We start from the raw sequence: 20675 nt of genomic DNA, 5'->3' as shown, positions 1-20675 counted from the left end.
TGAGGGTGAAAAACAGTGTAGTATGGTTGCCTTACAGCCATTAGTTTTAAACATCAAGCTATCGAACACTGTAACAAACCATTTCTGCTTATGCACCAAACTGAAACTGCTTTTAAACCTTCTCTTTCTTTGTTAGATGCCACCATGCTGGTAGCCGGCAGCATGATAGGATCGGGTATTTTTATTGTAAGCGCCGATATTACCCGTAACGTGGGCGGCGCAGGCTGGCTGATGCTGGTATGGATTATCACTGGTTTTATGACTATTACTGCCGCCCTTAGTTATGGTGAGCTGAGTGGCATGTACCCTAAAGCCGGTGGCCAGTATGTGTACCTGAAAGAAGCCTATAATCCCCTTACTGCTTTTTTATATGGCTGGAGTTTTTTTGCCGTTATTCAAACAGCTACTATAGCAGCCGTAGGCGTGGCCTTTGCCAAGTTTGCGGCCTATATAGTGCCTGCCCTTAGCGAAGACCATGTGTTACTTGCTTCGGGTAGCTTTAAAATAAGCGCGGCACAACTTACCTCTATCGGTGTTATTGTACTACTTACCTGGATAAACACCCGCGGGGTTAAAACAGGTAAAACCCTGCAAACCTTTTTTACGCTTACCAAGCTGGTAAGCATTTTTGGCCTTATTGCATTTGGCTTTCTGGCGCTGAATAAGGGCGTGCTGCAAACCAACTGGACAAACGCCTTTAGCCTTAACCAAATGCTGCCCGATGGCAGCCTCAGCAGCTACACCACCATTGCTGCCATGGGTGCTATTGCTGCCGCCATGGTGGGCAGTATATTCAGCAGCGACTCCTGGAACAACGTGGCCTTTATAGCCGGTGAAATAAAAAACCCCAAACGCAATATTGGGCTTAGCCTGTTTTTAGGTACGCTTACCGTAACCGTTGTATACCTGCTTACCAACATTATGTATACCGCAGTATTACCGTTACAACAAATTGCCACGGCCGATAAAGACCGTGTAGCCGTTACCGCCGCACAGGTAATATTTGCACAGGGCGGTACTATTATTATGGCTTTACTGATTATGATAAGCACCTTTGGTTGTAACAACGGCCTTATTATGGCGGGTGCACGTGTGTACTATACTATGGCCGCAGATGGTTTGTTTTTTAAAAAGGCGGGCACGTTAAACAGCCAGTCAGTACCAGCTTTTGCTTTATGGATACAATGTGCCTTTGCCTGCTGCTGGAGTTTAAGCGGTAAGTATGGCGACCTGCTGGATATGATATCGTTTGTAGTGGTAGTGTTTTACATGCTTACTATTGCAGGCATATTTATACTGCGTAAAAAGAAGCCTGATGCAGAGCGGCCTTATAAAGCCTTCGGTTATCCTGTACTACCTATTGTATACATAGTAATGGGCCTTGCGTTTTGTATACTGCTGATGGCTTATAAGCCACGCTTTACATGGCCCGGCTTGCTTATTACTTTATCAGGCATCCCCATTTACTATATGGCGATAGGCGCTAAAAAAAAGCAACTGGCCGCAGCTGAAAGTGCATAAACATTACAAATACAGTTATTTACTGCACAAAACAAGCGTGCTAATCAGGTTTAGCACGCTTGTTTATTTTAGCCTAAATGTTGTTTTAATTAGATATCAACATTCTTTTAAGTTGTTTTAAACCCCCTTTACTGCAAATGTGGTGTAATCTTGTATTGTAATTAAACGGCAACACAATGGCAAACGAAATATTGCTGGTGCAGTACAACAACAAAACCAGCGAGCAAAATCTGGAACTGGAAGCAAGACGTATTAATGATATAACTGCTTTTGCATCATCGTTTTTTATGTTTCGCAACGCGTACGAAATATTCGACATGCGCAAACATAAAAAAATTACAAACCGTAAAAAAAGCTTTGCGCTGTACCAGGCAACTGAGTTACCCGCATTTCACTTTATAATGGGCATGAATTAAACAGACATTAAACAGATTAGTATACATCCCCCCCATACCTTATTTCACTTGATTTTGATTTTTTCATAGTTATAGATTGGTTGGTTTATTAAAGAAAAAAACCCCGCTTTTCCAAGCGGGGTTTCTGTTTTATTATGACCAAAGCTTATTTAACGTTGGCTGATTCGGACTCTTCTTTTTTCCTTCCCAGTTCAAAAACAATCTTGTTGTTTTCTTTATCCAGGTTGGCAATCAGAACATCGCCCTGTTTTACGTTCATGTTCAGAATCTCTTCTGCCAATGGATCTTCCAGGTATTTCTGAATAGCTCTGTGCAGCGGACGTGCACCAAACTGTACATCGTAACCTTTATCGGCAATGAAGTCTTTGGCTTCCGGAGTAATTTCCAGGGTAAAGCCTAAGGTATCTAAACGTTTCAGTACACCCTTCATCAGTATGTCTATAATCTGGAATATGTTCTCTTTGTTCAAAGAGTTGAATATTACCACATCGTCAATACGGTTCAGGAACTCAGGAGAGAAGGTACGTTTCAAAGCTTTTTCAATTACCGCTTTGTTGTTTTCGTCCTGGCTTTGAATGCGCGCCTGTGTAGCAAAACCAACACCATCACCAAACTCCTTCAACTGGCGTACACCAATGTTAGAAGTCATAATAATCAGCGTGTTTTTGAAATCTACCTTACGGCCTAAACCATCTGTCAGCTGGCCATCGTCAAGCACCTGCAACAGTATATTGTAAATATCCGGGTGTGCTTTTTCAATTTCATCCAGCAGAATTACGCTGTACGGCTTACGGCGTACTTTTTCAGTAAGCTGTCCACCTTCTTCGTAACCCACATATCCGGGAGGTGCACCAATTAAACGGCTTACGGTAAATTTCTCCATGTATTCACTCATATCAATACGCACCAGCGCATCTTCCGAGTCAAACATATAACGGGCCAGCGAGCGGGCCAGCTCGGTTTTACCAACACCGGTTGGGCCTAAGAATATAAAGGTACCAATGGGCTTTTTAGGATCTTTCAAACCAACCCTGTTACGCTGTATGGCTTTTACTACTTTAGAAATAGCTTCGTCCTGGCCAATTACCATACCACGCATATCATCGCTCATTTTGCGCAGCTTCTCGCTTTCGGCCTGAACCATGCGTTTTACAGGTATCCCCGTCATCATGCTCACCACTTCGGCAATGGCTTCCTCATCAATAGGGTAGCGCTTGTGTTTGCTTTCCTCTTCCCAAATGGCTTTAGCCTTCTCCAGGTCTTCACCCAGGCGTTTTTCAGTGTCGCGCAGGGCGGCAGCTTCTTCAAAACGCTGGCTTTTTACCACTTTGTTCTTTTCCTGCTTGATATCTTCTATCTGTTTTTCCAGGTCAAGAATGTTCTGAGGTACGTTGATGTTTTTAAGGTGAACGCGGGCGCCCACTTCATCCATAACGTCAATCGCCTTATCGGGCAACAGTCTGTCAGTCATATAACGATCACTCAGCTTCACGCATGCTTCAATTGCTTCTTCGTTATAAGCTACGTTATGGTACTCTTCGTATTTGCTTTTGATATTGGTTAAAATCTGGATGGTTTCGTCCACTGTTGGCGGATCTACCAGTACTTTCTGAAAGCGACGGTCTAACGCGCCATCTTTCTCAATGTACATGCGGTACTCATCCAGTGTAGAGGCACCAATACATTGCAGTTCGCCACGGGCTAAAGCTGGTTTGAATATGTTGCTGGCATCAAGTGAGCCGCTGGCACCACCTGCCCCAACAATGGTATGAATTTCATCAATGAACAGGATTACATCTCTGTTTTTTTCCAGTTCGTTCATAATGGCCTTCATACGCTCTTCAAACTGACCACGATATTTGGTACCGGCCACCAGCGCTGCCAGATCAAGCGATATTACCCTTTTATCAAACAGCACGCGGCTAACCTTGCGCTGAACAATACGGAGGGCTAAGCCTTCAACTATAGCGGTTTTACCCACACCAGGCTCACCAATTAAAATAGGGTTGTTCTTCTTACGGCGCGACAGGATTTGTGATACCCTTTCAATTTCTTCCTCACGGCCTACAATGGGGTCTAATGCACCCGTTTCGGCCAGCTTGGTAATGTCGCGTCCAAAATTATCCAGCACAGGCGTTTTACTTTTTACATTGCCTGCCTGTTTGCTGCGTTGCTGAGAAGAGGAGAAACTTCTTTTTTCGTCTTCGAAATCGTCTTCATTATCTTCCGTATACTCGCTACGGGGATCGTTGCTTCTTACCATACCTAATTCAGTTTTAAAAATGTCATAATCAACATCAAACTGGCTCAGAATCTGAGTAGCTATGTTCTCTTTATTCTTCAGGATGGAAAGCATCAGGTGCTCTGTCTCAACTAATGGACTTTTTAGCGCCTTAGCCTCCAGCACGGTTACGCGTATTACCTTTTCTGCTTGTTTTGTAAGCGGAAGGCTGTTTATATTGGCAATATTTTTACCTGTTTTGTCCTTAACAGCAAGTTCTACCTCCTTTCTTAGTTCGTATAAGTCTACATTCAGCTGTTTTAATATCTTAATAGCTGTATTTTCGCCCTCCCGAATTAAACCTAATAATAAATGCTCAGTGCCGATGAAGTCATTCCCCAGCCTAAGTGCTTCCTCTCTGCTAAACGATATGATCTCCTTAACCTGGGCTGAAAAGTTATTATCCATGATAAAATAATTATGTTAATTAGCGGTGATACAATTATAACGAATATTTTTGAGCCTTCACAATGTGCATTTATGCACGGCGTGTTAATCATTTAATAATATGAATATGCAGGTCAAAATTGATACCAAGGAAAAATTTACAGTTATAACGCCTGTAAACCCTGGGTTGCATGACAATTTAGCAGAAGAAGCCACTCAGTTACTATTACCTTACCTGCAAAAAGACACAAAGAACATTGTACTCAACTTACGTGAAGTTAAGACGATGGAAGCTGAATTTGCAGGAACAATGGCATCTCTTCAACAGAAATTCTATGAAAACAACGTTTCTTTTGTAATCTGCTGTCTTAATACAGCATTGGAAGACTATCTGGAAGAACTGGAAATTCTGGAATTATTGAACGCAGCTCCTACCGAAACAGAGGCCTGGGATATTGTGCAGATGGAAGAAATTGAGCGCGAACTGCTGGATGATATTGAACCATTGTTTAACGATCACCACGAAAAAGAGCGTAACTAACCGTTTTTTAGCATCATAAACCCTAAAAACCACCAAAAACGTATGAATACAGCCGTGAAATATAAAAATCAAAAAAGCCCCGGACATAATAGTCTATTCACTAATACATCGCGGAGCCTTTTCGGTAATATCTTTTTTGCCTGCGGCAGCCTACTATTTACTGCTACCTGCTACACCCTTTACCAGTAAAAGCCAACCGGCTATAAAAAACAATCCTCCAATGGGCGTTACCGGCCCAATGATTTTTGCTACAGACGGTAAACTACCAGAGGACTGAGCAGAAACGGTAATAGCGGTTAGGGCATATAACGATCCGCTAAACAAAATAATCCCTAGTACGAAAACAGTTCCGGCATACTGCAGCCACTTGTTGGGGTATTCTCTCCACGCCAATGCGGTTGCCAGCAGGGCAAATACCTGGTAAAACTGGTATTTAACCCCTGTTTCAAATATGGCTACCGCCTGTTCAGGCGCAACCTTTTTAAGCCCGTGTGCGCCAAAAGCGCCCAGGATAACGGCCAATGCCCCTAAAACGGCTGCAAGCTTGAAAAATGCCTTATGCATGCTCTTTTACTATTTTTAAAAATGCTTTTTCGGTGATGTCTGCACCTGCCAGGTGATATTTTGCCTGGCTGTAGAACTGATGCCTTTCGGCCAGTCTTTTTTCAAACAACTGCGTAATTTCAGCATCAGAAAGGCCTTTAATAGCCGGACGATGTTCCATCTGCTGTTTCGCACGCTCCACCAGGGTTTCAACAGGCTCATCAATCCAGATGGTAATGCCCTGCTTATTCATCCATTCCATGTTATCGTGGTAACAGGGCGTTCCGCCACCTGCTGCCAGTACATATGTTTTTTTCTCGGCAAACCAGCGCAGCACTTTGGCCTCTGCTTTCCGGAAATACTCCTCACCATCTTCGGCAAAAATTTCAGTGATTGTTTTCTCTTCACTGGTTTCTACCAGATAATCCAGATCATAACAACCTGATTTTACTTTTTTACTCAGGTACTTAGCCCAATGGCTTTTACCCGTTCCCATCATTCCAATTAAAAATAGCTTCATCCTTGTTATTTAAACGCATTCAAACCTGTTACATCCATACCTGTAATCAGTAAGTGTATATCGTGTGTGCCTTCGTAGGTTATTACACTTTCCAGGTTCATCATATGGCGCATTACGCTGTATTCGCCGGTAATGCCCATACCGCCCAGCATTTGCCGGGCATTGCGCGCTATGTTGGTAGCTATTTCACAACTGTTTCTTTTAGCCATGCTTACCTGCGCCGGGGTTGCTTTGCCTGCATCCATTAAACTGCCTAAACGCCACACCAGCAACTGGGCCTTGGTTATTTCGGTAATCATTTCTGCCAGCTTTTTCTGCTGCAGCTGAAAACCACCAATGGCCCTGTCAAACTGAACCCTTTCTTTAGAATAGCGCAGGGCTGTATCGTAACAGTCCATGGCTGCGCCCAGTGCGCCCCAGGCAATGCCGTAACGGGCTTTGCTAAGGCAGCTTAAAGGGCCGCGCATTCCTTTTACACCGGGTAAAATGTTTAGCTTTGGCACTTTTACATTGTCAAACACCAGTTCTCCGGTAGTGCTGGCGCGCAGGCTCCACTTGCCATGCGTGGCAGGCGTGCTGAATCCTTCCATTCCTCTTTCTACAATTACTCCCCTTACCTCTCCTGCCTCATCTTTTGCCCATACCACAGCCACCTGTGCAAATGGAGCATTGCTAATCCACATTTTAGCGCCGTTGAGTATGATATGGTCACCTGCTTCTTTAAAGCTGGTAACCATGCCGGCGGGGTTGCTGCCGTGGTCAGGCTCAGTAAGCCCGAAACAGCCCAACCATTCACCTGAGGCCAGTTTGGGCAGATACCTGTTTTTCTGCTCTTCACTGCCAAAGGCATAAATAGGAAACATAACCAGTGAACCTTGTACGCTGGCGGTAGAACGTACACCGCTATCGCCACGCTCCAGTTCCTGCATCATTAACCCGTAGCTGATATAATCCAATCCCCCACCGCCGTATTGCTGTGGAATAGTAGGGCCAAAACAGCCCAGCTCTCCCAGTTGCGGCACTATGTGTTGCGGAAACTCAGCCTTTTGAGCATAATCCTCAATAATGGGCGATATTTCCTTTTTAACATATGTGCGCACAGCATCACGCACTAGCTTTTGCTCTTCAGTAAACAGGTCGTCTACCTGGTAGTAATCGGGCGATTGAAAAAGATCTGTACGGGCAGCCATCGTTATGTGGTTTTATTTTTTCAGGTATAGCGCCATCTCCTGCTGATATTCCGCTGCGGCCTGCTGTGCTTTTGTTGCATAGTCTTCACCGCTGCCGGCATAAATAACGGCGCGGCTGGCGTTCACCAGTAAACCACAATCGTTATTCATTCCATAAGCACTCACGTCTTTTAAACTGCCGCCCTGCGCTCCCACGCCTGGTACCAGTAAAAAGTGGTCGGGAATAATGTTTCGGATATTGGCTAGTTCGGCGGCCTGTGTGGCGCCTACTACAAACATAAGATTGTCAGATGTACCCCAGCTGCTTACAGTACGCAACACTTTCTCGTACAGTTTTTCGCTGCCGGTTTGCTGCAGCTCAAAATCTGCCGCGCCCTTGTTGCTGGTAAGGCCCAGCACAATGGCTACCTTGTTTTCATACTCCAGAAAAGGGCGTACACTGTCTTCACCCATATAAGGCGCTACGGTTACCGCATCAAAAGGCAGTGTTTCAAAAAAAGTACGTGCGTATTGTGCTGAGGTATTGCCTATATCGCCACGTTTAGCGTCGGCAATAGTAAAATGAGTATCGGGTATGTAATGCAGGGTTCTCTCCATTACCTCCCACCCTTTTAAACCCATAGCCTCATAAAAGGCTGTGTTTATTTTATAGCTTACGCAATGGTCTTTGGTTGCGTCAATAATAGCTTTGTTGAACTCAAACACACCATCGGGGTGGTTTTGAAGGTGAGCAGGCAATTTGGAAATATCGGTATCCAGTCCTACACAGAGAAATGATTGGGTGGACTGTATGGCCGCTACCAGCTGTTTTTTGTTCATTCTTACGATATGTTATAAGGCTATATGGATGGTACTAATGTTGCTTCTTTCGTTGCCCCGGGGCGTATGGCTTTGCAGATTTACTGCCTGAAAGCTTTTTGGCCTGGCCGGGAGGCATACCATGCGGATGCGATTTATGTGTACATGCCAGCATGATAGTGCATGCGATTGCGGCAATCAAAAGAAGCAACTTTGAGTTTATCATAAACGGATTATATTATAATGCTGACTAAGCGAGCGATTCCAATAACTGTGTAGGCGCCAGGTTAGCATTGCGGATAGCAATGTTTCTGGCGGCCAGTGCTGCAAACTCTTCAAAAGCTTTTACAGATACCGGATCGTTGGAAAGTAACGCAGGAATACCTTCATCACCACCCTCGCGAATGCTTTGTACCAGTGGTATCTGGCCCAGGAACGATAATTCATATTCTTCTGCCAGCCTTTTACCACCTTCTTTACCAAAGATGTAGTATTTGTTGTTGGGCAGTTCTTCCGGAGTAAAGTAAGCCATGTTCTCCACCAGGCCTACAATAGGAACTTTAATCTGCGCCTGACCAAACATAGCAATGCCTTTTTTAGCATCGGCCAGGGCTACGTTTTGCGGAGTAGTTACAATTACCACGCCTGTAACAGGAACGGTTTGCATTAAGGTAAGGTGAATATCACCAGTTCCAGGTGGCATATCAATTACCAGGTAATCCAGTTCGCCCCAATCCACATCGGTAACAAACTGACGGATAGCGCTGCTCACCATTGGGCCACGCCAAACCACTGCATTCTTTTCATCCACCAGCAGGCCTACGCTCATCAGTTTAATTCCATGCTTTTCAAGCGGTACAATAATACCCTTGCCATCTACTTCGCGCATCATAGGGCGCTGACCACGAACGCCAAACATCATAGGTACGCTGGGGCCGTAAATATCGGCATCCATCAGGCCTACAGTGGCGCCACCTTTGTGTAAAGCCAGTGCCAGGTTGGCAGCAACAGTGCTTTTACCTACCCCACCTTTACCACTTACTACGGCTATAATATTTTTAACACCCGGCAGCAGTTGCTGCGGATCTTTACGGTTGCTGCTGGTATTGGCGGTAAAGTTTACGGTTACCACCGCTTCTTTGTTTACCAGAATTTTAATAGCGTTTACACAAGCCGTTTGCATCATGTCTTTCATAGGACATGCCGGTGTGGTAAGCACTACGGTAAATGACACATTATTCCCTTCTATTACAACGTCTTTCACCATGTTCAACGTAACAAGATCCTTACCTAAATCAGGCTCCTGTACATTGCTTAACGCCTTCAGAATATCCGCTTCTGTCATCATCCATTTTTTTGTTAAAAAAGAATTTGATTTGCAAAGTTAACCCTTGAGGGGGTTACTTTGTTATGTTAGTTTAGAAACTTAGAAATACGTATAATTGAACCATATTTAACTGTTTGGCATGAAGCGACTTTTACAGATTTTATTTTTTTGTGCGGCAGCAATTTTAGTTTCTGACACAGCTGTCCGCGCCCAGACATCCAGAATGGTACCCAAAGACTCTGTAGTTCAGCTATATGGGGTACTTATGTCAGCTGATAGCTTGCGTGGTCTGCAACAGGCCAGTGTAATTATAGAAGGTACCGGACGTGGTACACTTACCAACGACCAGGGCGTGTTTTCCATTGTGGTTTTACGTGGCGAAAACATCCGTTTTTCCAGCACAGGTTTTAAAGATAAAACCATTTCTATCCCCGACACATTGTCAGGCAATCAGTATTACGTTTTTCAGTTACTGGTAAACGATACGGTAAACCTGCCTGCTACCATATTAAAGCCACGCCCTACACGTGAACAGTTTGAAAGAGATTTTGCCAACACAGACATACCTGCCGATCAATTAGAAATCGCGCGGCAAAATACTGATGAAGCTACCCGCCGCATTCTGGTTGCCACCTTACCTGCTGATGGTAAAGAAGCCGTTAACATGCAGCTACGCCAGCAGGCCTCTAAATATTACTATAACGGACAACAGCCACCTATCAATTTGTTTAACCCGTTTGCCTGGGGCGAATTTATTAAGGCATGGAAGCGCGGCGACTTTAAGAAAAAGCGATATTAGCCTTTCAACAAGAACTCTTGCATATGAAAAAAGTGGCTGTTATTGGAGCAGGAACTATGGGTAATGGTATTGCCCATGTTTTTGCAGAAAATGGTTTTGCCGTTGGCCTGATTGATGTAAATGCCGCGCAGCTGGAGAAAGCACTGGGCACCATTAAAAAAAATTTTGACAGACAAATAGCGAAAGGCACTGTTACTGAGCAACAGAAACAACAGGCCCTGGGTAATATTACCACCTATACCGATACGGCCGGGGGCCTTGCGGGGGTTGATTTGGTTGTAGAAGCTGCTACAGAAAATACGGATCTGAAGCTGAAAATATTTACACAGCTGGATGAGTTGGCACCACCGGATGCTATACTGGCCACCAACACATCCTCTATTTCTATAACTAAAATAGCCGCTGCTACCAAACGCCCCAACAAGGTAATTGGTATGCACTTTATGAACCCTGTACCAGTAATGAAACTGGTAGAAATTATTAATGGATATGCCACAGATAAAGCAGTTACAGATACAATAATACAACTAAGTACTACTTTAGGTAAAGTGCCTTGTGTAGTAAATGACTACCCCGGTTTTATTGCCAACCGTATATTAATGCCCATGATTAATGAAGCCATCTGCAGCCTGTACGAAGGTGTTGCGGGTGTTGCAGAAATTGATACGGTAATGAAGCTGGGTATGGCTCACCCAATGGGGCCTTTACAACTGGCCGATTTTATTGGGCTGGATGTATGCCTGAGTATACTACGTGTATTGCAGGATGGCTTTGGTAATCCTAAGTATGCCCCTTGTCCGCTGCTGGTAAACATGGTTACTGCCGGTAAACTGGGCGTTAAAAGTGGCGAAGGATTCTACACGTATACGGCAGGTTCGAAAGAACTGGTGGTTAGCAAAAACTTTAATAACTTATAGATGTGCTTTGAGGGCTTTGTAGCACTTAACCGCCAATATGCAAGCCCGTTCCTACACACATACTAAGTTGTAATAACATGTTCCTTTGCGCGCTGTTATAGCTGCAAAGGAGCATGTTATACTTTTCTTACACTTACATAATGCATATCCTTCAGGCGATACAGCATTTCATCCAGCCGGGCTTTGGGAACTCCTATAGTTAACAGCATAAACAGTTGCTGTTGCTGGTTGGCAATAGAGCAATCCATTTGTTTTACCAGCGTCATTACTTCATTCATGCGGGTATAATCAAATTGAAGCTCATACAGCACCTCAATAGGTTTTTGTATGGTGGGCGTAAGCTGCAATGCCATTACCGTTGCTGTTTTATAAGCATTAATAAGGCCGGGTACACCTAATAAAGTACCACCAAAGTAGCGAACTACCACTACCGCCACATCCGTAAGCTTTTTACTATCTATCTGGCCCAGAATAGGTTTACCAGCACTGCTACCGGGCTCTCCATCATCACTGGCGCGAAAGTTATTGCCATCGATACCCAAACGGTAGGCAAAACAATGGTGGTTGGCTTTGGGATGTTCTTTTTTTAGCTGTTGCAGTTTTTCTTTAAACTGGTCTGCATTAGCTATAGGAAAGGCGTAGGCCAGAAAACGGCTTCCCTTATCTTTAAACTCCGCTGTAGTGGGTTGGGCTATGGTTTGATAAAAGTCCGGTTCCGTCATACCTCTGTGCTTCTTCCTTAAATTAGTTAATGTGTTTAAAAATATCAATTCTGTCGTTCAGCAGTTTCTGACTTTCAGCAAGCCGGGCGTTGAACAAACGGGGTGCTTCCAGCCCTTCGTTAATCCATAGCTGCTCGTTGGTAATTACCCGCGCTTCATCCCAGCTGCCTTCTTCAATAATGGTTTGTTGCAGGTAAGCGCCTCCTTCTACCAAAACACTTTGTATTTGTAAATGATAACAGGCATGCAGTAGCTGATGCAACATATCTGCATCCGTACTTACCTTGTAATAGTATACGCCCTCCACCCTTGCCTGTAACAGCCGTGCATCCAGATCATCGCTATGGCGCAGGGTATTAAAAACCACCGTGGTAGGGCCGTTTAGCAAATGGAGGCTGTTGGGCAGTTTTAGCTCCTTATCAATAACCATACGTACCGGATTTTTGCCCTGCCAGTGGCGGTTGGTAAGCAGCGGATTATCGGCCAGGGCAGTATTGGTACCCACCAGTATACCTGTTTCTTCTGTACGCCATTTGTGTACCAGGCGGTTGGTGTAACCGTTACTTATCATCAGCCGGTCGGCGGCTCCGGCGGCTATTTTATCGTCCGCCGTTTTAGCCCATTTAAGTATAACATAGGGCCGGTGCAGATTGTGGAAAGTAAAGAAACGTTTGTTCAGCGCCAGGCACTCCGCCTCCAGTACCCCGGTAATTACTTTTATACCGGCCTGCTGCAATTTTTCAATGCCTTTACCGTTTACTTCTTTAAACGGATCGCGGCAGCCCACTACCACCACCGGAATACGGTGGCGGATTACCAGATCGGCGCAGGGTGGCGTTTTGCCAAAGTGCGCGCATGGTTCCAGCGAAACATACAGGGTACTGAAGGAAATAAGCGCTTCATCAGCCGGTTGTACGCTGTTTATACAGTTTACTTCTGCATGCGCCTTCCCATATCGCTGGTGATAGCCTTCGCCAATAATACGACCTTCGTGTACCAGTACAGCCCCTACCATAGGATTGGGTGCCACATTGCCGCCCCCCTGCTGTGCAAGCTGCAGGCAGCGCCGCATATATGTTTCGTGAGTGAACATTTGGCAGCAAAAGTAATTTAAATGATGCATAACATTGCAGTATGACTGTTCAGGAGGCCTATAAACGCACACAGATGCAATTATATGAGGTGTATGACAACCGGGAAGCAACGAACATTGCAGACCAGGTAATGGCGTTTGTAACGGGCTACAGCCGCACCGACCGGCTGGTACGCGGCCATGAGCCGCTAACCCATGCACAGGCCAATAAGCTTACACTATACACCCTGCAATTGCTGCAACATGTTCCCCTGCAATACGTATTACAGGAAGCCTGGTTTGCCGCCATGCCCTTTTTTGTAAATGAAAGTGTGCTGATACCCCGCCCCGAAACGGAAGAGCTGGTAGAGTGGGTAGCACAGGAAGCGCGTAGTGTGCAAACGCAGGCTACCACAGATGCCACTGTCTCAAAAAGTACTACTATCATTGACATAGGTACCGGCAGCGGTTGTATACCCATTGCGCTGAAAAAGAAACTGCCCACGGCAACCGTTCACGCCCTGGACGTATCGCCCGGCGCCCTGGCCGTAGCCCGCCGGAATGCTTCTACCCTGGAAGCCGCCATTACTTTTCACGAAACGGATATTCTGCAACAAATGAAATGGCAGTATTTGCCCGTTTTTGATATTATCGTAAGCAACCCACCATATATAAAAGAAAGCGAAAAGGCTGATATGCACGAAAACGTGCTGGACCACGAGCCACATCTGGCCCTTTTTGTACCGGATGCGGATGCTCTGCTGTTTTACCGCACTATTGCCCAATTTGCACAGCAACACCTGCGCCCCAGAGGTATGTTGTTTTTTGAAATAAATGAAGCGCTTGGTAAGGAAACAACTGACTTACTCATCAGCCAGGGCTTTATAAACGTAGAACTCAGAAAAGATATGCAAGGGAAAGACAGGATGATTAAAGCCATATTGCCTGCATAAAGTAACGCTGCTCATCTGTTGTTGTTCCGGCATACCATTATAGGTACTTGTATTTGCTTCACAATTTTATGCTTTGCGCTACAGCACTACGAAATAAAGTTGTACAATGCTTCGGAATTGCTTAACAGACAATCTGCTTTCATTGCCGGTACGAATAAAAAGAGGCCGTATCAAACTATGATACAGCCCCTACATTCTTATCAGTATGCTTATGGCTATACTATTATTTTACGTTTGCCACAACTTTGGCACCTGCTTTTTTAGCAGCCTGCATAATACGGAATACCTCACCATAGTAGGCAATGGTATCAGCATTAATAACCACTGAAGGCGTGTCAACACCTGGCCTTGCTTTTGAAATTTCCATCTTCAGTAACGAGTCCAGCATGCTCATATCTGTAACCTGTGCCTGGCCCAGATAAATACGCTGCTCTTTATCAATAGAAACCACAATGTTCTGTTTTGCTTTTGTATCTTTCTGGCCTTTGGGGTTATTAACCCGTATAACATTGGGGTTGGCCAGCGTAGATACAATAAGAAAAAACAATAGCAGTATGAATAAGATATCATTTAATGCCCCGGTGTGCACTTCCGTATGCCCCCTTTTACGCTTTCTTATATTCATACTGTTTGGTAGAGATAGTCGTTTAAATATTGTTACGTCTTCCTGTTACTAGCGGGTAGGCTCTTGCAGAATATCCATAAACTCTGCGCTTGCCGCTTCCATTTTATTGGCAGTTTTATCTACCTGGGTAGCCAGGAAGTTATGCAATACATAAGCTATTAAACCAATAATAAGGCCGGTACCGGAGGTAATCATTTTTACATAAATACCACCTGCAATTACACTCAGTTCAAAGTTGCCGGTGCTGTTGATTTCGTAAAACAACTGAATCATGCCCACAATAGTACCCAGAAAGCCAAACATGGGGGCAATACCGGCTACCAGTGACAGGATAGAAAGGTTACGCTCCATTTTGTACATTTCCAGCTGCCCCACATTGTCCATACTTTTTTCAATTACGTCAATGGGCTTTCCAATACGCTGTAAACCTTTGTCGATAATGCGGGCCACAGCATTGTCTGTGTTACGCGCCATGTTACGGGCGGCAGACAGGTTATTGGTCATAATATTATCGCGGATAATGCTCATAAAATTGGAATCAATTTTAGAAGCTTTGCGGATAGCAATCAATCTCTCAAAAAACACAAAGATGGTAGCTGCCAGCAACAGATACAGCGGGTACATAATCCAGCCCCCCTTTGAAAGCAAACCCAGCAATGAAATTTTTTCCGGAGCCTGTGCTGCTGCACCTGCGGCGGCATTCAGCAGCCGGGCGCTATCCACCTGTAACAATAATCCCATTCTTATGAATTTATATAGGCACTAAAATAGAGTGTCTGGCAAAATAACGTTCTACATGTGAATAAATTTCGCAGACACGTCGATTTTGGCAACTTTTATCAGCTTTTGTTATTTATCCATCTTCATCATGGCTATAATCTGGTTCATATTATTCTGCATACCGTTCGGGCTGCCATCCAGGAAAATGATGTTACCATCGCCCGCTTCTGCAAAGTTTTTCACCGCTTCCGTCCACATACTGAACAGAATTACATTGGTATCCAGGTTAGCCTGTTTCATTTGCTCTGCTGCCTGGCTCATACCCCGTGCCACTTCTTCCCGGAACAACGCCACACCCTGACCACGCAGTTTAGCCGCTTCGCGCTCCGCTTCTGCAGCAATTTTAATGGCGTTACCATCCGCTTCGGCCGCTTTGGTTTTGGTAATCAGTAAGGCCTGGCCCTCATTTTCAGCAGCAGCTTTCAGGTTATTACTCGCTACCACTTTACTCATACTTTCCATTACCGCTTTATCAAAAGTGATATCGTTTATCTGCAGGTCTATCAGGTGATAGCCCCACTCTTCCAGTACATGGTCAACTTCTGCTTTTACAGATTCAACAATCTCTCTTCTCAGACCCAGAATTTCAGCCTGCTTTTTGGTAGCCACGTAACTGCGTATGTTGCCCTCAATGGTTCTAACCAACGCCTGCATCAGGTCTTTATCGCTAATGAATTTAAAAGCTACTTTCTTAATCGTTTCTTCTTCTGCATTCAATACTGCATACAGCAACATGCTTTTAAAATACACATTGGCCTGGTCTTGTGTTACCGCCTGAAACTCCAGCTCTACAGAGCGGTTTTGAATACTTACCCGGCGAAAGATGTTTTCAATAAAGGGTATTTTTAAGTTTAATCCCGGACGAAGAATACGGTTGTACTTACCAAATACGGTTGTAACTGCAATAGTAGCCTGGTTAACAGTCACCAATCCACTGAAAATAATTACCAGGGCTACGGCAAGAATAATATAAGGTACCATTTTTTAAAAGGTTTTTAGGGTATTAAAATACAGAATTTTCCGGCAAACAGGTAGAATACCTCCCCGTTGCATTATCGTTGTTCCCACACCTGAACCAGGTTTACCAGCACTTCCACTGCTTTTTGCATATCACGTACGCCAATCCATTCGTGTTTGCTATGTATAGCCTGCATACCGGTAAAAATATTAGGGCAGGGTAAGCCCATAAAGCTTAAACGGCTACCATCCGTACCGCCCCGAATAGGTTCTTTTACTACGGTAAGTCCTGCTCTTTTATAAGCTTCCTCTGCGTTTTCGCCTACCTGCGGATGATTTACCAGCACCTCTTTCATATTGCGGTACTGCTCATTTACCTCAAAGGTCATATGCGCACGCGGATGTTTTTTCATTACCGCTTCTGCCAGCTGCTTCAATCTGCTTTCGTGTTTCAGCAGGTTATCAGTAATAAAGTCGCGGATAATAAAATCAATAGTTGCTTTTTCAGCAATACCACCAACAGCTACCGGATGTACAAAGCCTTCCCGGCCGTTGGTGGTTTCGGGGCTCCATTCGCTACCTGGCAGTGCAGCCAGTATTTCACCAGCTATCTTCAGTGCGTTTACCAGCTTATCTTTTGCATAACCCGGATGCGCAATTACCCCATGAATAGTAATTTTTACGGCATCGGCGCTAAAGGTTTCATCTTCAAACGTACCCAACTCGCCGCCATCCAGCGTATAGGCAAATTCGGCACCCAGCTTTTTCAGGTCTACATGCGCTGTTCCTCTGCCCACCTCTTCATCAGGAGTAAACAGAATTTTTATCTCCCCGTGTTTCACCTCAGGATGCTGTACCAGGTAATTGGCCATGTCCATAATTTCTGCCACACCACTTTTATCATCTGCACCCAGCAGCGTTAAACCGCTGGCAGTAATAATATCGTTACCAATATGTTCTTTCAGGTACGGATAATCTTTTACGCTTATCACCTGAGTAGTATCGTCAGGCAGCACAATATCCCCCCCGTTATAGTTTTTGTGCAGTATTGGTTTTACATTGGTTCCGCTACAGTCCGGTGCTGTATCTACGTGACTACAGAAACAGATAACAGGTACCTGTTTGCTGGTGTTGGAAGGAATAGTGGCATATACATAGCCATACTCATCCATATGTGCATCTGCCAAACCTATCGCTTTCAGTTCTTCTGCCAGTATACTGCCCAGGTTCTTTTGCTTTTCTGTGGTAGGTGCCGCCTGCGATACCGGATCGCTCTGGGTATCTACCTGCACATAACGCATAAATCTATCCGTAACCGTAAATGAGTATTCTTTCAACATACCAGAAATTTAACGCAGCAAATTATTGCTTAAATCTTAATTATCCGTGGCTGCTGCATTTCTTTGCAGAGAGATTTGCAATTCTTTTACTTCTTATAAACGCCCTATGATTAAAAGTATACCGATAACCGCAGGCACAGCCATTTTATTATTACTGTTTTCCTGTACCAAACAATCAGCCCCATCCACCTCTCCTCCCGGCACTCCGGATACAGTTGTGTTAAACCCACCCAGAGTGGGTTATAAGGATACCATATCTATGACGGATAACAACAATATGCTACCCGGTAACCCCACCATGGCAATGCCAGATTCTACGTTTGAAAACAACTACCTGCTTAATCAGACTTATTACATAGCTGCTTACAGCCGCAGCCGGGGCATTCCCGTATGGACCAGCTGGCATCTGGAATCCGGCGATATAGGCGGCGCCGGCAGGCAGGATAATTTCAGGCCTTATCCTTACCTGCCTGTTGGCTGGTATCAGGTAAACGCAGGCAGTTACAAAGGCAGCGTTACAGGATTTGACAGAGGGCATAACTGCCCATCGGGCGATAGAACCAGCAGCCAGACAGCTAACGGCTCCACTTTTTATATGACCAATATGATACCGCAGGCGTCCAGCCTAAATCAGGGTCCCTGGGAAGGACTTGAGGATTATATACGCACTTCGCTGATAGGCAGCAGCCAGGAAGCATATATTATAATGGGTTCTTTTGGCTCCGGCGGTTTGAGCGCCAATCAAGCCGATACTGCCAGTACCCTCGACAGCGGGCGGATAACCGTACCTGCCAAAGTGTGGAAGGTAGTGCTGGTATTGCCCAAAGGCAATAACGATTTAAGCCGTATCAACGCTAACACCGCCGTGCTTACTGTAAACATGCCTAATATAAACACCCTGTACAGCACCACTGCTACAGGAAAAAAAGAATGGCAAAACTATTTAACCACAATTGATGCATTGGAAGCAGAAGCCCGGTTGCACGGCGTTCCGCTACGTCTGTTGTCTAATATACCTCCGGCCATTGCCAGCGCCTTAAAAAGCAAGCGATACAAGCCCTGAAAAAGCATATGAGTTTTAGCCCAGGCAGCCAACTTCAAACGGTTTCTACCGTTAATAAGGGCGGTTTTAAATAATTGGTTGTATCTTACCGCGGCGAATTCACAACCCGTATATAGAATGAATAAGAAACCCCTGATTAAGCACGGTTGGCTGCGAGTTTTGATTTTTGTGTTAATTATTGCTGCTCCCAGCGCCCTGGTTCATCTGCCGGCTACTCAACAATATATTCCGTTTAAGGAACTGTTTGATACTACTGCACAGAAGTTTCCGATGCTGATTCTGTCTTACCTGGCCAGCAACGGCTTTATGCTTATTCCTGCATTTATATTCTGTACCATAGTTGACCGCCGGTCGTTTAAAAGCATCGGGTTTGAATGGGGCGAATATGAGGCAGACGCATGGACTGGCTTTTTCGCGGGCATCAACATTATGTCTACCGGCACACTCATCTTAATGCTTACCGGCACGCTCAGTCTGAGTATAGTAATGCCTAATTTTCTTCAGCTGGCTTACGCCATTGTATTTTTTGTAATGGTAGCTTTTGTTGAGGAGATTGTGTTCCGCGGATACATTCTGCGCAACCTGCTGCAAAGCCTGCCCCCTACCTATGCACTTGTTATCAGCGCACTTATTTTTTCTCTGCTGCACCTTACTAATCCTAATATCGGGATTGTACCACTGGTTACCATATTTGCGTTGGGCTTATTATTAGGCATCAACTATATTCATACACAAAACCTTTGGTTTGGTATTTTCCTTCATTTCAGCTGGAATCTGGTTCAGGGGCCTTTATTCGGTTACTCGGTAGCCGGCGTTAGTGTAAACAGCGTGCTACAGCAATCACTGGAAGGGTCAGACCTTATAACCGGCGGCAGCTTCGGGTTTGAGGGCTCCGTTGTGGCGCTTGCTGTTATAATAGGCATCACCTTTTGGGTGGGCGATATGTACAGCGGCAGATCGCATAAGTTAAAGTGATTTAGTACCTTGTTGGCAAGAACTAAAAGCTTGCGCAATGAAAAAAATACTAATCGGCGGAATCGTAGGTGGCATCCTCGTATTCCTGTGGCAGTTTTTATCCTGGACTGTGTTGGATCTTCATAGAAGCAGCCAGCAGTATACGCCTAAACAGGACTCTATTATCAGTTATTTAAGTACTCAATTTTCGGAAGACGGTCAGTATGCCGTACCCACTATTCCGGAGCACGCTACTAAAGAACAGTGGGAAGCAGCCATGAAATCTTCTGAAGGAAAACCCTGGGCCATTGTATCTTATCATAAGGCCATGAAAGTGAACATGGGCAGCAACATGGCCAGATGCCTCACTGCAAATATTGTTATGATCTGGTTGCTGTGTTACATACTTAGCCAACTACGTCAGCCCTCCTTTGGCAAAATATTCATCATAAGCTTGTTTACCGGTTTAATTGTGTTTATCAATGCCCCTTACACCATGCATATATGGTATGAAACACCGGGAATAATGGCCGATCTGAAAGATGCTATTATTGGCTGGGCGCTTGTAGGAATATGGACCGGGTGGTGGATGAGCCGGAATACAAGGAATATTCATGAGCCTTACAGATAGTGCAATAAGATAAAATGTATACACTATGCTTTGATAATGCTGAAAGCTGCTCATTCCAGAGCAGCTTTTTGTTTCTACCGGATTGAGTAGCGTGGCTTAATATTCCGGATCAAGACTAATAGCGGTGAAGCAGGGAGTAAAAAGTTGCCGCCCCAGCGTAGTAAATTAGTTACTGAGAGCACTTTCAACAACTAACTGTTGAGAGATAGGCAATGAAAAAGAAGTTGAAGACCGGAGGATTCAGCAGTGTTTGCCTGAGGTATATACAAAACAAAACCGCCTCACTGTTTGCAGTAAGGCGGTTTAAATAAATATGGCAACTACCTACTCTCCCGCAT

The 20675-nt window shown here is 44.8% G+C and carries 21 protein-coding genes; 9 read left to right on the top strand and 12 right to left on the bottom strand.

Annotation, left to right across the window (positions count from 1 at the left end):
* Positions 1-90 precede the first annotated feature (90 nt).
* Both IEY13_RS29790 and IEY13_RS29785 read left to right on the top strand, forming a co-directional pair.
* Positions 91-1521, top strand: a complete 1431-nt coding sequence (locus IEY13_RS29790) for an APC family permease (RefSeq protein WP_188959428.1) — start codon at positions 91-93, stop codon at positions 1519-1521.
* A gap of 176 nt (positions 1522-1697) precedes the next feature.
* Positions 1698-1937: a hypothetical protein gene (locus IEY13_RS29785; protein ID WP_188959427.1), complete on the top strand. Its 240-nt coding sequence runs from the start codon at positions 1698-1700 to the stop codon at positions 1935-1937.
* Positions 1938-2082: 145 nt separating this feature from the next.
* Here the strand turns inward: IEY13_RS29785 and IEY13_RS29780 are convergent, their stop codons facing one another.
* The gene (locus IEY13_RS29780) at positions 2083-4626 is read right to left on the bottom strand and encodes an ATP-dependent Clp protease ATP-binding subunit (RefSeq protein ID WP_188959426.1); all 2544 of its coding nucleotides are present in this window, start codon (positions 4624-4626) and stop codon (positions 2083-2085) included.
* Positions 4627-4732: 106 nt separating this feature from the next.
* Between IEY13_RS29780 and IEY13_RS29775 the strand changes: the two genes are divergently transcribed.
* Positions 4733-5146, top strand: a complete 414-nt coding sequence (locus IEY13_RS29775; protein ID WP_188959425.1) for an STAS domain-containing protein — start codon at positions 4733-4735, stop codon at positions 5144-5146.
* Positions 5147-5299: 153 nt separating this feature from the next.
* Here the strand turns inward: IEY13_RS29775 and IEY13_RS29770 are convergent, their stop codons facing one another.
* From IEY13_RS29770 to IEY13_RS29750, 5 genes are all read right to left on the bottom strand, one after another.
* On the bottom strand, positions 5300-5710 hold the full coding sequence (locus IEY13_RS29770; protein ID WP_188959424.1) for a DUF423 domain-containing protein: 411 nt from the start codon (positions 5708-5710) through the stop codon (positions 5300-5302).
* A complete protein-coding gene (locus tag IEY13_RS29765; protein WP_188959423.1) occupies positions 5703-6209 on the bottom strand; it encodes a shikimate kinase in 507 nt (168 codons plus the stop codon). The genes IEY13_RS29770 and IEY13_RS29765 overlap by 8 nt, the downstream gene beginning before the upstream one ends.
* Before the next feature lie 5 nt (positions 6210-6214).
* Positions 6215-7399, bottom strand: a complete 1185-nt coding sequence (locus tag IEY13_RS29760) for an acyl-CoA dehydrogenase family protein (RefSeq protein ID WP_188959422.1) — start codon at positions 7397-7399, stop codon at positions 6215-6217.
* Positions 7400-7411: 12 nt separating this feature from the next.
* Positions 7412-8218: an orotidine-5'-phosphate decarboxylase gene (gene pyrF, locus IEY13_RS29755; protein WP_188959421.1), complete on the bottom strand. Its 807-nt coding sequence runs from the start codon at positions 8216-8218 to the stop codon at positions 7412-7414.
* 229 nt (positions 8219-8447) lie between these two features.
* Positions 8448-9545 carry an Mrp/NBP35 family ATP-binding protein gene (locus IEY13_RS29750; protein WP_229688074.1) on the bottom strand — a complete coding sequence of 366 codons (1098 nt, stop codon included), beginning with the start codon at positions 9543-9545 and terminating at the stop codon, positions 8448-8450.
* A 244-nt stretch (positions 9546-9789) separates the two neighbouring features.
* Here IEY13_RS29750 and IEY13_RS29745 point away from each other — a divergent pair, with 244 nt between their 5' ends.
* Positions 9790-10323, top strand: coding sequence for a carboxypeptidase-like regulatory domain-containing protein (locus IEY13_RS29745; protein WP_229688073.1), 534 nt, complete (start codon positions 9790-9792; stop codon positions 10321-10323).
* A 23-nt stretch (positions 10324-10346) separates the two neighbouring features.
* Entirely contained in the window at positions 10347-11240 is an 894-nt protein-coding gene (locus IEY13_RS29740) for a 3-hydroxyacyl-CoA dehydrogenase family protein (protein WP_188959419.1), read from the top strand.
* A 116-nt stretch (positions 11241-11356) separates the two neighbouring features.
* On the opposite strand, the gene IEY13_RS29735 is transcribed toward IEY13_RS29740, so the two are convergent.
* Together IEY13_RS29735 and ribD are read right to left on the bottom strand one after the other, a co-directional pair.
* Positions 11357-11962 carry an IMPACT family protein gene (locus tag IEY13_RS29735; protein ID WP_188959418.1) on the bottom strand — a complete coding sequence of 202 codons (606 nt, stop codon included), beginning with the start codon at positions 11960-11962 and terminating at the stop codon, positions 11357-11359.
* 22 nt (positions 11963-11984) lie between these two features.
* Positions 11985-13055: a bifunctional diaminohydroxyphosphoribosylaminopyrimidine deaminase/5-amino-6-(5-phosphoribosylamino)uracil reductase RibD gene (gene ribD / locus IEY13_RS29730; protein WP_262892001.1), complete on the bottom strand. Its 1071-nt coding sequence runs from the start codon at positions 13053-13055 to the stop codon at positions 11985-11987.
* A 41-nt stretch (positions 13056-13096) separates the two neighbouring features.
* Between ribD and prmC the strand changes: the two genes are divergently transcribed.
* Positions 13097-13987 carry a peptide chain release factor N(5)-glutamine methyltransferase gene (prmC, locus tag IEY13_RS29725; protein WP_188959416.1) on the top strand — a complete coding sequence of 297 codons (891 nt, stop codon included), beginning with the start codon at positions 13097-13099 and terminating at the stop codon, positions 13985-13987.
* A 223-nt stretch (positions 13988-14210) separates the two neighbouring features.
* On the opposite strand, the gene IEY13_RS29720 is transcribed toward prmC, so the two are convergent.
* The 4 genes from IEY13_RS29720 to pepT form a co-directional block, all read right to left on the bottom strand.
* Complete coding sequence (locus IEY13_RS29720) at positions 14211-14612, bottom strand: ExbD/TolR family protein (protein WP_188959415.1); 402 nt, start codon at positions 14610-14612, stop codon at positions 14211-14213.
* A 48-nt stretch (positions 14613-14660) separates the two neighbouring features.
* Entirely contained in the window at positions 14661-15353 is a 693-nt protein-coding gene (locus IEY13_RS29715) for a MotA/TolQ/ExbB proton channel family protein (RefSeq protein WP_188959414.1), read from the bottom strand.
* 108 nt (positions 15354-15461) lie between these two features.
* Positions 15462-16373, bottom strand: a complete 912-nt coding sequence (locus tag IEY13_RS29710) for an SPFH domain-containing protein (protein ID WP_188959413.1) — start codon at positions 16371-16373, stop codon at positions 15462-15464.
* A 71-nt stretch (positions 16374-16444) separates the two neighbouring features.
* On the bottom strand, positions 16445-17689 hold the full coding sequence (pepT, locus tag IEY13_RS29705; protein WP_188959412.1) for a peptidase T: 1245 nt from the start codon (positions 17687-17689) through the stop codon (positions 16445-16447).
* A 106-nt stretch (positions 17690-17795) separates the two neighbouring features.
* Here pepT and IEY13_RS29700 point away from each other — a divergent pair, with 106 nt between their 5' ends.
* From IEY13_RS29700 to IEY13_RS29690, 3 genes are all read left to right on the top strand, one after another.
* Positions 17796-18752, top strand: a complete 957-nt coding sequence (locus IEY13_RS29700) for a DNA/RNA non-specific endonuclease (protein WP_188959411.1) — start codon at positions 17796-17798, stop codon at positions 18750-18752.
* A gap of 117 nt (positions 18753-18869) precedes the next feature.
* The gene (locus IEY13_RS29695; protein WP_188959410.1) at positions 18870-19727 is read left to right on the top strand and encodes a CPBP family intramembrane glutamic endopeptidase; all 858 of its coding nucleotides are present in this window, start codon (positions 18870-18872) and stop codon (positions 19725-19727) included.
* A gap of 37 nt (positions 19728-19764) precedes the next feature.
* On the top strand, positions 19765-20337 hold the full coding sequence (locus IEY13_RS29690) for a hypothetical protein (RefSeq protein WP_188959409.1): 573 nt from the start codon (positions 19765-19767) through the stop codon (positions 20335-20337).
* Positions 20338-20675: the final 338 nt, after the last annotated feature.

This window comes from Filimonas zeae, from assembly GCF_014641615.1.
GTDB classification, from domain to species: domain Bacteria; phylum Bacteroidota; class Bacteroidia; order Chitinophagales; family Chitinophagaceae; genus Filimonas; species Filimonas zeae.
This window is presented reverse-complemented; position numbering and strand designations above follow the sequence as displayed.

Bases quoted from the DNA above. Each gene is read 5' to 3' on its own strand.
- IEY13_RS29790 (WP_188959428.1), top strand. From the start codon at position 91: ATGCACCAAACTGAAACTGCTTTTAAACCTTCTCTTTCTTTGTTAGAT.
- IEY13_RS29785 (WP_188959427.1), top strand. From the start codon at position 1,698: ATGGCAAACGAAATATTGCTGGTGCAGTACAACAACAAAACCAGCGAG.
- IEY13_RS29780 (WP_188959426.1), bottom strand. From the start codon at position 4,626: ATGGATAATAACTTTTCAGCCCAGGTTAAGGAGATCATATCGTTTAGC.
- IEY13_RS29775 (WP_188959425.1), top strand. From the start codon at position 4,733: ATGCAGGTCAAAATTGATACCAAGGAAAAATTTACAGTTATAACGCCT.
- IEY13_RS29770 (WP_188959424.1), bottom strand. From the start codon at position 5,710: ATGCATAAGGCATTTTTCAAGCTTGCAGCCGTTTTAGGGGCATTGGCC.
- IEY13_RS29765 (WP_188959423.1), bottom strand. From the start codon at position 6,209: ATGAAGCTATTTTTAATTGGAATGATGGGAACGGGTAAAAGCCATTGG.
- IEY13_RS29760 (WP_188959422.1), bottom strand. From the start codon at position 7,399: ATGGCTGCCCGTACAGATCTTTTTCAATCGCCCGATTACTACCAGGTA.
- pyrF (WP_188959421.1), bottom strand. From the start codon at position 8,218: ATGAACAAAAAACAGCTGGTAGCGGCCATACAGTCCACCCAATCATTT.
- IEY13_RS29750 (WP_229688074.1), bottom strand. From the start codon at position 9,545: ATGATGACAGAAGCGGATATTCTGAAGGCGTTAAGCAATGTACAGGAG.
- IEY13_RS29745 (WP_229688073.1), top strand. From the start codon at position 9,790: ATGTCAGCTGATAGCTTGCGTGGTCTGCAACAGGCCAGTGTAATTATA.
- IEY13_RS29740 (WP_188959419.1), top strand. From the start codon at position 10,347: ATGAAAAAAGTGGCTGTTATTGGAGCAGGAACTATGGGTAATGGTATT.
- IEY13_RS29735 (WP_188959418.1), bottom strand. From the start codon at position 11,962: ATGACGGAACCGGACTTTTATCAAACCATAGCCCAACCCACTACAGCG.
- ribD (WP_262892001.1), bottom strand. From the start codon at position 13,055: ATGTTCACTCACGAAACATATATGCGGCGCTGCCTGCAGCTTGCACAG.
- prmC (WP_188959416.1), top strand. From the start codon at position 13,097: ATGACTGTTCAGGAGGCCTATAAACGCACACAGATGCAATTATATGAG.
- IEY13_RS29720 (WP_188959415.1), bottom strand. From the start codon at position 14,612: ATGAATATAAGAAAGCGTAAAAGGGGGCATACGGAAGTGCACACCGGG.
- IEY13_RS29715 (WP_188959414.1), bottom strand. From the start codon at position 15,353: ATGGGATTATTGTTACAGGTGGATAGCGCCCGGCTGCTGAATGCCGCC.
- IEY13_RS29710 (WP_188959413.1), bottom strand. From the start codon at position 16,373: ATGGTACCTTATATTATTCTTGCCGTAGCCCTGGTAATTATTTTCAGT.
- pepT (WP_188959412.1), bottom strand. From the start codon at position 17,689: ATGTTGAAAGAATACTCATTTACGGTTACGGATAGATTTATGCGTTAT.
- IEY13_RS29700 (WP_188959411.1), top strand. From the start codon at position 17,796: ATGATTAAAAGTATACCGATAACCGCAGGCACAGCCATTTTATTATTA.
- IEY13_RS29695 (WP_188959410.1), top strand. From the start codon at position 18,870: ATGAATAAGAAACCCCTGATTAAGCACGGTTGGCTGCGAGTTTTGATT.
- IEY13_RS29690 (WP_188959409.1), top strand. From the start codon at position 19,765: ATGAAAAAAATACTAATCGGCGGAATCGTAGGTGGCATCCTCGTATTC.